This window comes from uncultured Amnibacterium sp., from assembly GCF_964245895.1.
Classification (GTDB): Bacteria; Actinomycetota; Actinomycetes; order Actinomycetales; family Microbacteriaceae; genus Amnibacterium.
The window spans coordinates 1-10204 of the sequence record NZ_CAXTOQ010000127.1 but is presented as its reverse complement, the minus strand read 5'-3'; the positions used below and the strand labels follow the sequence as shown (position 1 = coordinate 10204).

Annotated in this window: 12 protein-coding genes; 5 read left to right on the top strand and 7 right to left on the bottom strand. The window is 74.9% G+C overall.

Annotated elements, in window-relative coordinates; genetic code table 11:
* Window positions 1-157 precede the first annotated feature (157 nt).
* Window positions 158-1090, bottom strand: a complete 933-nt coding sequence (locus ACFE60_RS14630; protein ID WP_375389599.1) for a 5'-3' exonuclease H3TH domain-containing protein — start codon at window positions 1088-1090, stop codon at window positions 158-160.
* Between the two features lie 20 nt (window positions 1091-1110).
* A complete protein-coding gene (locus ACFE60_RS14625) occupies window positions 1111-1929 on the bottom strand; it encodes a sugar phosphate isomerase/epimerase family protein (protein ID WP_375389598.1) in 819 nt (272 codons plus the stop codon).
* Between the two features lie 248 nt (window positions 1930-2177).
* Here ACFE60_RS14625 and ACFE60_RS14620 point away from each other — a divergent pair, with 248 nt between their 5' ends.
* The 4 genes from ACFE60_RS14620 (at window position 2178) to ACFE60_RS14605 (ending at window position 4122) form a co-directional block, all read left to right on the top strand.
* Window positions 2178-2381 (top strand): SDR family oxidoreductase, encoded by a 204-nt coding sequence (locus tag ACFE60_RS14620; RefSeq protein WP_375389597.1) that lies wholly within the window; start codon window positions 2178-2180, stop codon window positions 2379-2381.
* Window positions 2382-2440: 59 nt separating this feature from the next.
* A complete protein-coding gene (locus tag ACFE60_RS14615; protein ID WP_375389596.1) occupies window positions 2441-2968 on the top strand; it encodes a hypothetical protein in 528 nt (175 codons plus the stop codon).
* Window positions 2968-3480 (top strand): RNA polymerase sigma factor, encoded by a 513-nt coding sequence (locus ACFE60_RS14610; protein ID WP_375389595.1) that lies wholly within the window; start codon window positions 2968-2970, stop codon window positions 3478-3480. The genes ACFE60_RS14615 and ACFE60_RS14610 overlap by 1 nt, the downstream gene beginning before the upstream one ends.
* A 423-nt stretch (window positions 3481-3903) precedes the next feature.
* On the top strand, window positions 3904-4122 hold the full coding sequence (locus ACFE60_RS14605; RefSeq protein WP_375389594.1) for a hypothetical protein: 219 nt from the start codon (window positions 3904-3906) through the stop codon (window positions 4120-4122).
* Window positions 4123-4155: 33 nt separating this feature from the next.
* Here the strand turns inward: ACFE60_RS14605 and ACFE60_RS14600 are convergent, their stop codons facing one another.
* Genes ACFE60_RS14600 through ACFE60_RS14590 form a run of 3 tightly spaced genes read right to left on the bottom strand, consistent with a single transcriptional unit; the run spans window position 4156 to window position 8176 of the window.
* Window positions 4156-6876, bottom strand: coding sequence for an FtsX-like permease family protein (locus ACFE60_RS14600; protein WP_375389593.1), 2721 nt, complete (start codon window positions 6874-6876; stop codon window positions 4156-4158).
* Complete coding sequence (locus ACFE60_RS14595) at window positions 6873-7592, bottom strand: ABC transporter ATP-binding protein (protein WP_375389592.1); 720 nt, start codon at window positions 7590-7592, stop codon at window positions 6873-6875. The genes ACFE60_RS14600 and ACFE60_RS14595 overlap by 4 nt, the downstream gene beginning before the upstream one ends.
* The gene (locus ACFE60_RS14590) at window positions 7589-8176 is read right to left on the bottom strand and encodes a PadR family transcriptional regulator (protein ID WP_375389591.1); all 588 of its coding nucleotides are present in this window, start codon (window positions 8174-8176) and stop codon (window positions 7589-7591) included. The genes ACFE60_RS14595 and ACFE60_RS14590 overlap by 4 nt, the downstream gene beginning before the upstream one ends.
* A 146-nt stretch (window positions 8177-8322) precedes the next feature.
* On the opposite strand from ACFE60_RS14590, the gene ACFE60_RS14585 reads away from it, so the two are divergent.
* On the top strand, window positions 8323-8730 hold the full coding sequence (locus ACFE60_RS14585; protein WP_375389590.1) for a class I SAM-dependent methyltransferase: 408 nt from the start codon (window positions 8323-8325) through the stop codon (window positions 8728-8730).
* 21 nt (window positions 8731-8751) lie between these two features.
* Here ACFE60_RS14585 and ACFE60_RS14580 read toward each other — a convergent pair whose 3' ends face one another.
* Both ACFE60_RS14580 and ACFE60_RS14575 read right to left on the bottom strand, forming a co-directional pair.
* Window positions 8752-9363, bottom strand: coding sequence for a LysE family translocator (locus tag ACFE60_RS14580; RefSeq protein WP_375389589.1), 612 nt, complete (start codon window positions 9361-9363; stop codon window positions 8752-8754).
* 59 nt (window positions 9364-9422) lie between these two features.
* Window positions 9423-10082 (bottom strand): hypothetical protein, encoded by a 660-nt coding sequence (locus tag ACFE60_RS14575; RefSeq protein WP_375389588.1) that lies wholly within the window; start codon window positions 10080-10082, stop codon window positions 9423-9425.
* Window positions 10083-10204 lie beyond the last annotated feature (122 nt).

The following is a 10204-nucleotide window of genomic DNA, read 5'->3' as shown; positions in this document are numbered from 1 at the left end:
CGTTTCACCAATGCAATCACCAGGCCGAACCTCCACAACCCGCGGGACACCCCAGCGCGATTCGTCCTGCTCAAGCCGGATCGTCCTGCTCAAGCCCTCGATGCCGCGCGACCCGCCGCCGACCTCTCCGAGCCGCGGCCGACCCGGAGGCGCCGCCTCAGCGCTCGCCGGCGAGCGCGGCGATCACCCGGTCCATCGAGCGGCCCAGCGCCCATCGCTCGGCCAGCGCGGCGCCGGCCTCCCGCCGCTCGGCCGTCATCCGCACCGCGGTGTCGGCCCGGGGGAGGGGGAGGTCGCGCACGACCTCGACGGCCGGCAGGGCGCGCCGCGCGTACGCCTCCCCGGCCCGCAGCTTCGCCGCCTGCCCGGCCGGGATGCCGGTGCGGGGATCGGCGGCCGCGGCGAGCACGCCCTCGAGATCCCCGAACCGGGCGAGCAGCGACGCCGCGGTCTTCTCGCCGATGCCGGCGACGCCGGGCAGGCCGTCGGAGGCGTCGCCGCGCAGCGTCGCGAAGTCGGCGTACTGCGCGGCGCGCACCCCGTACTTCTCGAGCACGACCTCGTCGGTGACGAGCTCGAGGTCGCGCATCCCGCGCGCGGTCGACACGACCCGGACGCCGCGGTCGTCGTCGATCACCTGGAACAGGTCGCGGTCGCTGGTGACGACGTCGACCGGAGTCATCGCCGTCGTCGCGAGGGTGCCGATGACGTCGTCCGCCTCGTGGTCGGCGGCTCCGACGCGTGCGATGCCGAGCGCGGCGAGCGCCTCCACGATCATCGGGATCTGGGGGGTCAGCGCCTCCGGCACCACCTCGCGGTCGGACCGCGAGCCGACGCCCTCCTCCGCCAGCCGGTGCGCCTTGTACGACGGGACCAGGTCGACCCGCCAGCGCGGCCGCCACGCGTCGTCCCAGCAGGCGACCAGGTCGGTCGGCTCGAACTCGGTGACCAGCCTGGCGATGATGTCGAGGAGCCCGCGCACCGCGTTCACGGGCGCGCCGTCCGGCGCCGTGATCGTCTCGGGCAGCCCGTGGAAGGCGCGGAAGTAGAGCGCCGCGGTGTCGAGCAGCATCAGGCGGGCAGCGGGCATGGGGCCAGTGTCCCGGGTCGTCAGGCGTTCGGGAACACCTCGCGGACGATGGCCCGCTCGGCGTCCAGCCCGGCCCACTCGTCGTCGCCGGGACCCTCGAACACGAGCGCGAGGGCTCCGTCGAAGCCGGCGTCGGCGAGCACCTGCAGCGAGCGGGTGTAGTCCGCGGCGTCCAGGCCGGTGCCGTCCGCGCTCGCGTGGCACTTCGCGTGGCAGGTCTCCGCGAAGGGCGCGATGCGGCGCAGGTCGTCGTACTTCGTCGGCCCTCCCCAGTTGCCCAGGTCGACCAGCAGGCCGACGAGGCCCTGCGTCTCGTCCAGCAGCTGCAGCACCACGTCGGGACCGGACAGCAGCTCGCGCCAGTTCTCCGTGACGATGCGGACGCCCGGCGACCCCTCCACGAGCCGGCGGAGGCGTGCGGCCGCCGCGCCGATCGCCTCCGCCGACGGCTCCTGCCGCCCGCCGACGATCCGGATGCGGGCCGCGCCGAGCGCCGCCGCGTCGTCGATCCACGCCCGCGCCCAGCCTTCGACCTCGTCGCCGTGATCGGGGCTGCTGAGGTCGCCGGTGTCGAGCAGCAGCGCGTCGAGCGTCACGCCGGCGTCGTCGAGCGCGCCGCGCAGGTCGGCGAGGTACCCGGCGTCGCGGGTCGGCAGCTGGAAGTGGCACAGCTGCACGACGCCGAACCCGCGGTCGGCGAGCCGCGCCGGCAGCTCGAGCAGCGGCAGCCCGTCGCCGGGATGCGCCTCCATCCCGCCCGGCCAGGGGAACGCGTCCGCCGCGACGGGCCGCCCCAGCGTGCGCTGCAGGGACCAGGACTGCACGGCGGCGATCGGCACGACGACTCCTTCGGCGGTTCGGGCGCACGGCCGCGAGGGCACATGCTGCCGACAGCATGGAGGCACGGTCCGGTGAGCGGGCTGGCTGTGCTCAGCCGGGAGGGCCGTCGCGCTCGCGCACGGCGAGCAGGATCCGACGAGCGATCGCCCGCAGCTGCCGCTTCTGCGCCGCCGTCAACGCGTCCAGCACGAGTCGACGGACGTTCTCGACGTGCGCGGGCGTCGCGGCCTCGTACCGTCGCTCGGCTGTGGAGGACCTCGCCGCCTCGCGGGGGATCGACGCCGGCACCATGCGGTCCGCGATCGCCGCCGGCCGGCCCGGCCTGCTGCAGCGGTTCATCGAGCCGTCCGAGATCGCGAACCTGGTCCTGTACCTGGCGAGCCCCGTGTCGTCGGCGACGAACGGCGCAACCCTCCGCGCGGAAGGCGGCGTGCTTCCCACGACGCTGTGAGCACCCGCGGACGTTCGGGAGCGAGCCGGACATGTGGGGGATGAGGCGAGGAGACCCGCATGGACGAGAGCGAGCGTCGGCTGACCGCCGCCGACCCTGCCCCGACGGTGTCGGCGGAGGTGGATCGGCACGCGCGGGCGGCGATGCGCGCCGTGACCGCTCGGGGGCGCCGGCGCGTGACCTGGCGGGTCGCCGCGCTCTCGACGGTCGCGCTGCTCGCGATCGGCGGCGGAGCCGCGGCCGCTGCGCCGCTGGTGCGCAGCATCTTCGACCCGCAGATCACCGCGGTGGATCTGCGGGTGGAGTCGGAGGGGTCGGCGACCCGCTGCTCGGTGACCTTCGAGACCTCCGTCAAGCTCCGGGACGTCGACGAGCACCAGGCGACCATGCGGGCGTGGAGCGACTTCGTGGCCGGGCGGTCGTGGACGGTCCGGGTCCCGCACGACGCGACGCGGCTCGAGACGCTGATGCTCGTCTCACGGGCCGCCGAGCGGGTGCTCGCCGACTTCGACCGCGCCTACCCCGGCGAGGACCTCACCGACGCGGCCGACGTCTTCTCCCACGAGCACTGCGCCGTCGAGCGGTGATGCGACGTCGGGAGCGGGACCGGATCGCGGCGGCCTTGGAGGAGGCGGCGCCCGACCTGCTGCGGTTCCTCCTGCGCCGCACCGCCGGCGCCGATGCGGCCGCCGACCTCTTCGGCGAGGTCTCCCTCGTCGCGTGGCGGCGGCGCGGGCAGGCGCCCGCGGTCGACGGGGAGATCCGGCCGTGGCTGTTCGGCATCGCCCGCAACGCGCTGCTGAACCACTGGCGGGCGTCGCGCCGAGCGCTCGGCCTCACCGAGCAGCTGAAGGCCGCCGCGACGCTGGAGGCACCGCACCGCGACCACGCCGACGACCTGGCGGACGCGGACCTCGTGCGTCGGCTGCTCGACCGGCTGCCGCAGGGTGCGGCGGAGCTCCTCCGGCTCGTGCACTGGGACGGGCTGCACCTCGCCGAGGCCGCGCTGGTCCTCGGCATCCCGGCCTCGACGGTGAGAGGCAGGTACGCGGCCGCGAAGCAGCAGCTGCGCGGCCTGCTCGAGCACGCCGACCCCTGAGCCGGCGGCGCGGACAGGACCGCGGAGGGGGATCGCGTCGCTTCGGCAGCGTCCGTCCGCTCCGGCAGCGCCGCCGGCGCGATCCCGCTGCCGGAACCGACGAGGTGTGCCGGAGCGGACGTGGGCGAACCCGCCCCTCCTCAGCGATCACGGTCCGCCCGTCGCCCGACCGGGATCTGCTCCTTCCCGTCGCGCAGAACCTCGCGTCGCTCGTGGCACCTGATGCGCCGAGCACCGCGGCGGCAGTTCGGGCGCGGATGCCGTCGGAGGGGGTCGGTGATCGCATCCAGCGGCGTCGCGCCTGGCTCGAGGACGTGTCCCTCGTTCAGCTGCTGGGCGATGCGGGTAGGGAGCGACCGGTGCCCTTCGCCGTCAGGCGGGTCGCACCGCGTCGCGGTGCTGCTCGCCCGTAGGTTCGAGCGCGTGTCCGGTGCACCGCTGCTGATCTTCGTCGTTCTCGCGGCGGTCTTCTTCTACCTCCTGTACGCCGTGGTGCGCGCGGCGGTGCGGGCCGTGCTGCTGGATCGGTGGAAGACCGTGCGGTGGTTCGAGCTCACCGGGGAGTGGCACGACGGCTCGTGGCAGCGGCGCGCTCCCCGGCAGGTCAGCGACGGACCCATCACGAAGGTCAAGCGGACCTAGGTCGGATCAGCCGACGCAGCCGCGCCCGCCCTCCTACGCGATCGCGGTCCGCCGGGAGAGCCCGCGCTTCGCCGGGCTGACCGCCCAGCTGACGACCGCGATGAGGACCGGCACCCCGAGCGCGAGCGTGAGGATCGGGAGCCACGGCGGTGCAAACGACAGCGGCGAGCCGGGCAGCGCGAGCGCGATCGCGGGGATCAGCGCGAGCCCGCCGCCGACGACGGCGCCGGTGCCTCCGACGATCAGCGCGAGCCAGAACGCGGTCCGCCGCTGGACCGCCGGAGGGGCGCCGACGGCGGCGAGGGTGTCGGCGTCGGGCCGGTTGTCGATGCGCGCGAGCCCCACAGCGGCCCCTGCGGCCGCGACCACGATGACCGCGCAGGCGAGGGCCGCGATCCAGCCGATCTGCTGCGTCGGGTCCTGCGGTCCGCGCTCGACCGTGACGTACACGCCGGACGGGTTGTCCTGCAGCGTCCCGAGCCGCTGCGACAGCTCGTCCAGCTGCGCCTGGGTCGGCAACACCTTCGGCGTGGCGAGCAGCACGGTCGGCACGGTCGGCAGGCCCAGCCGCTGCGCCGTCGCCGCGCTCACGAACGCGCCGTACGGCACCTCGTGGGATGGGCGGTCGGCCACCGCGGGGATGCGATCGGTCCTGGTCGGATGCATCGCGGCGCCGAACGCGCCCCCCTCCGACAGCTGCGTGCGCGTCCACCAGCCGATGTCGATGGCGCCCTGCTGCAGGTAGTCGCTGTGCACGACGACCGCGCCGCCGCGCTCGAGCGAGGCCCGGGCGGCGCTGGAGAGCGGGCGCCCGAGCACGGCGGCGACGTCCGCCGCGGAGCCGACGAACAGGTGGGATCCGGCGCCGTCCAGCGAGCCCACGTAGGGCGATGCCGCGTCGCACGAGGTGCAGGAGGTCGCGAGCACGGGCGTGAGCGCCTTCGAGCGCAGCTGCGCGGCGGTGAACGTCGCCGTCGCGTCGGGGACGCCGCGGATCACGCGGACGTCGCCGGCGCCGAGCACGCTGCGCATCACGGCGGACGCGTCGGAGGGGTCGCTGAGATGCGTCGCGGTGGCCTCGTCGCCGTCGCCGAAGTAGCGCAGCTGCGTCGGCACCTGACCGACCTGGGCGGCCCACTGGTACTGCCGGGCGGCGAGCTCCACGCTCGCGCCGGTCAGGCACATCACGAAGATGCCGACGAACACCGTCGCCATGATCGCCGCGACGGCCGGGACCGAGCGGCCGCGGTTGCGCGCGACGTCGCGGCTGGCGAGGCGCAGCCCGACGCCCAGCGGCGTCGCCACCCTGGCCAGGCCCGCCAGCACGAGGCGGACGGCGAGCAGGGCGCCGACCTGCATCAGGATCGGCCCCGCGATCAGGAGGGCGATGGCGGGTCCCCTCCCGTTCGGATCGATCTCGCCGGGCGTGCCGGTGGTGAGCACGCCGCCGCCGAGCAGGGTCGCGACCGTACCGACCGCGATCAGCACGAGCCCCACGACCGGCGTCCGGCGACGGCCCGCGACGGGCCTGCGGGCACCGCGCAGCGCGGCGAGCACGTCGGCCCTCGCCGCCGCCCGCGCCGGCAGCAGCGCGGAGAGCCAGCCGGCCAGCACCGCGATCGCGACCGCCAGCGCGATCGCGAGCACCGGGAGGTGCCAGCCGGGGAACTGCGTCCCGCTGCCGTTCGACGTCACGGCCATCACGACGCTGCCGGCGGCCAGGCCGATCGCGACGCCGGTGACGCCGCCGACGAGACCGATCGCGACACCGGCACCCGTGACCACGCGCACGAGCGCCCGGCGGTCCCCGCCGACGGAGGCGACGACGGCGAGGGAGCGCTGCTGCTGCCGCGCCGTGACCGCGAACGCCGCGCCGGCCAGCAGCACGACCTCGAACAGCACGAACGCCACCGCGACCGCGATGATCGCGGCGGTGAGCGCGGCACTCGACCCCCCGCCCTCGTTCCTCGCCACGAGCTCCGGCGTCGCCGGCGGGTCCAGCACGACCACTCGCGAGAAGGCCGTGATGCCCAGCCGGTTCAGCCGCTGCACGTCGGGCCAGGACACGGCGTGGTCCGGCAGGTAGTACGACGTCTGCTGCAGGCCGGGGGAGGGGGTGCCGAGCGTCGCGGCGGTGCCGAAGACCTCGGCGACGCCGGTCGGCTCGACCCGGTCGTCGATCACACCGGTCACCGTGACGGCCCGGGCCGCAGGCCGCAGCAGGTCGACGGAGCCGCCGATCCGCGCGTCGAGGCGCGTCATCGCGGACTTCGTCAGCATCACCTCGCCGCTGCGGCTCGGCCTCGCGCCGTCGACGACCGTCCACCTCCCCGTGAACGCCGGATCCCACGCCTCCCCGACGACGGCCTGCACGCTGCCGAGCCCGGTCGCCGTGCGGACCGTGACGGCGGCGTCGTACACCGGCAGGATGCGCGTGCCAGCGGGCAGCGCGGAGGCGGGGCTGCGGACCGTCGTCGACGTGGTGCCGCCGGCGTCGTTCGCGAGGAAGCCGGTGACCGGGTCCTGCACCGCGGTCGAGTCCGGCGTGCTGCGCACCTCCAGCCGCGCCTGCGCGCGCCCCAGCTCCGTCGTCACCAGCTCGGCGTGCGTCGCCTGCCCGCTCGCCTGCACCAGACCGCCCATCACGGCTCCCGCGACCGGGAGCGCGATCATCGCGGCGATCAGGGCGGACCGGCCGGGCGCCGCCCGCACGGAGCGGATCGCGAGGCGGGCCGCGACGCCGCGGGCGCTCACGCGCGCGCCTCGGTGAGCAGCGAGCCCGGGTCCGGCGCCTGCCGGGTGTCGATGACGGAGCCGTCGCGCAGGAACACGATCCGGTCCGCCCACGCCGCGTGCCGCGCGTCGTGCGTGACGAGCAGGCCGCCCGCGCCCGCGTCGACCCGGGCGCGCAGCATCCGCAGCACCAGCTCCCCGGTGGTCGAGTCGAGCGCGCCGGTCGGCTCGTCCGCCAGCACGAGGCGGCGCGGTCCGACGACGGCTCGCGCGATCGCGACGCGCTGCTGCTGCCCGCCGGAGAGGTCGTCGGGGAACCGGTCCGCCTTGTCCGCCAGCCCGACCGCCTCCAGCGCGGCGACGGCCGCGCCGCGCACCCGGCGCCGGCTCCAGCCGTCGAGCTCGAGCGGCAGGCCGACGTTCTCGGCCGCGGTCAGCGTCGGCACGAGGTTGTAGTCCTGGAACACGAACCCGAGCGAGCGGCGGCGCAGGGCCGCCAGCTGCTTCGGCGACACCTGGGCCAGAGCCTGCCCGTCGACCAGCACCTCGCCGGAGGTCGGCCGGGTCAGTCCTCCGGCGATCGCGAGCAGGCTGGACTTGCCGCTGCCGGATGCGCCCATCACGGCGACCAGCTCGCCCGGCTGCACCTCCACCGAGACGTCCCGCAGGGCGTCCACCGCCTGCTCGCCGGCCCCGTAGACCAGGGAGACGTGCCACAGCTCGAGCAGGGCGGTCATCGCGGCACCCGCGTCGCCGTGGTGTCCGCCGCCGTGCTCGCAGGCGCGCCCACGAGCCCCTGGCGCACGGCCTTCGCGATCACGGCCTCGGTGTGGTCCAGCCACCGCACCTCCGCCTCCGCCTGGAACAGCATCGACTCGACGACCAGCGACCAGGCCAGGTCGGCGGTGCTGCTCGGTGCGGCGGCGTCCGCCTTCGTGCGGGTGAGCGATTGGAGGTGCGCGAGCGTCGAGGACCGCTGGATCTGGATGATGTCCGAGATGACGACGCTCGGCAGGGTCGCGGCGATCGCCAGCTTCATGGCGAGCTCGTCTCGAGTCGCCTGGCGCTGGACGGGCGTCGTCAGCCAGGACCGCACCTCCGCGGACCCGCCGGCGGTCAGCGTGTAGCGCACGCGACCCTCGTCGTCGCTGCCGCTGCGGTCGACCAGGCCGTCGCGCTCGAGGCGCTCGAGCGTGGAGTAGACCTGGCCGACGTTCAGCGGCCACGTGCCGCCGGTGCGCAGGTCGAAGTCGCCCCGCAGCTGGTAGCCGTAGGCGGGACCCTCGCTGAGGATCGCGAGCAGGCTTGATCGGACGGACACCGTGCACCTCCATCGGACGGAACTCACTCAGTATGCACATACCGGGTATGTATGGGGCGCGACGCGCCCGGGCGATTCTCAGATGGCCGCTACGGTTCGAAGCGCGGCCGTGCGGCCGGGTCCTAGCGGAAGCGGCGGTCGGTTCGGTGGTGCAGCCCGACCTCTACGACGGCTCCGCGGTGCGAGGGCCCCGCAGCTACGAGCGGATGAACGTCGTCATGTCGTTCGGCTTCTCGATCCGCTGGCGCCGGCAGATGATGCGGCCGCGGCCTGGCGGCGCCTTCTCGTTCGTGGAGGTCACGCAGCCGCCGAACCCGGTGCTCCGCGTCCTGTACGGCTTCTACCTCAGCCGGGTGGTGCCGGTCATGGGCGTCCTGCTCGTCTCCGATCCCGTCGAGTACCGGATGCTGCATCGCTACCTGCGGGCGTACGGCGACGGCTCGTGGACGACCGATGCGCTCGCATCCCACCCGGGCATCCGCGTCGAACGGCGGCTGCTGTTCTTCGGCTGCGCGACCAGTTGGAGCGGCACGCGGCTGCCGTCGCACGGCTGACCTGGCCGTGCGCCTGGCGCGCTACTTCTCGACGAGCGCCAGCCGGCCGGCGAGCAGCACGTAGGTGGCGGCGAAGGAGCGGCGCATCCAGGCGACGACCCGCGGCCGGGTGAGGACCTGGGCGCGCATGCCCGCGGCGAAGACGCCGTAGGCGGCGAACACGACGAACGTGACGGCCATGAAGACCAGGCTCAGGCCGACCATGTGCAGCCCGGCCGCCTGCTCGGTGACGGGGACGAACTGCGGCAGGAAGGCGAAGAAGAAGATCGTCAGCTTCGGGTTCAGCAGGTTGATCAGCACGGCCGTGCGGATCGTCGTCCACACGGGGACCGCGGCGGTCGCCGGATCCGTGTCGATCGGGGACCGGTCGCGCAGGGTGTGCCACGCGAGGTAGAGCAGGTACGCGACGCCGGGCCAGCGGAGCGTCTGGAAGGCGACGGCGCTGGCGTTCAGCAGCGCGGCCAGGCCGGTGATGGCGGCGACCATGTGCGGCACGACGCCGAGGGTGCAGCCGAGCGCCGCGACGATGCTCGCCCTGCGCCCACGGGCCAGCCCGGCGCTGATCGTGTAGACGGCGCCGGTGCCCGGGGTGGCGACGACGACCAGGGTGGTCAGCAGGAACGCGAGGGACACGGGCACTCCGAGGTCGACGAGCGGTGCGGGGAACGGTACCCGCTGACGCGCGGGAGACGTCAGGGCCGGCTCGTCTCCTCCCAGACCGCGGAGTCGACGGCGACCGCCTTGGCGAAGTACCGCGGGTGGCCGCTCGTGACCCGGACGTCGAACCCGACGGGACCGGGAGGATCCGTGCCGCCGGCGGCGGAGAGGTCGATCGGCCCGAGGGTCGAGAGCCGGGAGCACTGCAGCACGGTGTCGGGCTCCTGCCGCTGGGAGCCGGTGACCGTAACGGTGATCGTGCCTCCGCCCTCGCAGGCGGCTGCGATCAGCATCGTCTTCCCCTCGGTGTCGATCGCGCCGCCGGTGGGCGAGTCGCGGTCGTCCGTCCAGGTCAGCGCCGGCGCCGTCCGCGCGGAGGGGGGCAGGATCGCGGACAGCGCCGCCTTCAGCTCCTGCTGCACCTCCGCCTCGGGCCGGGCCGACTGCTGGGTGGAGTGCGTCGGCTGCGCGGCGGGGTTCTGCGCGGGCCGGTCGAGGCCCGCCCGGATCGCGAGCACCGCGGCGACAGCGACGAGGGCGGCGACGACCCCGGTCGCGACGAACCGCATCCTGTCGGCCCCGCGGGCGCGCCGCGCCGCAGCCGACCGCCCTGTGGCATCGACGTGCTCGACCAGCTGCACGAGGTCGCCTCGGACCTGGTCGGCGTACCTCGTGTTCCAACGCGGCGGGTTCATCCCGAGACCTCCTCGGATCCGATGCGGCTGCAGCCGGGCCCCGCCCGCAGGCCGCGCGGTCGCTGGTGCGCCCGGTGCAGCCGCCCGCGCGCTGCGGTCTCGGTGAGGCCGAGCGGGCGGCC

Bases quoted from the DNA above. Each gene is read 5' to 3' on its own strand.
- ACFE60_RS14610 (WP_375389595.1), top strand. From the start codon at position 2,968: ATGCGACGTCGGGAGCGGGACCGGATCGCGGCGGCCTTGGAGGAGGCG.
- ACFE60_RS14615 (WP_375389596.1), top strand. From the start codon at position 2,441: ATGGACGAGAGCGAGCGTCGGCTGACCGCCGCCGACCCTGCCCCGACG.
- ACFE60_RS14630 (WP_375389599.1), bottom strand. From the start codon at position 1,090: ATGCCCGCTGCCCGCCTGATGCTGCTCGACACCGCGGCGCTCTACTTC.
- ACFE60_RS14595 (WP_375389592.1), bottom strand. From the start codon at position 7,592: ATGACCGCCCTGCTCGAGCTGTGGCACGTCTCCCTGGTCTACGGGGCC.
- ACFE60_RS14575 (WP_375389588.1), bottom strand. From the start codon at position 10,082: ATGAACCCGCCGCGTTGGAACACGAGGTACGCCGACCAGGTCCGAGGC.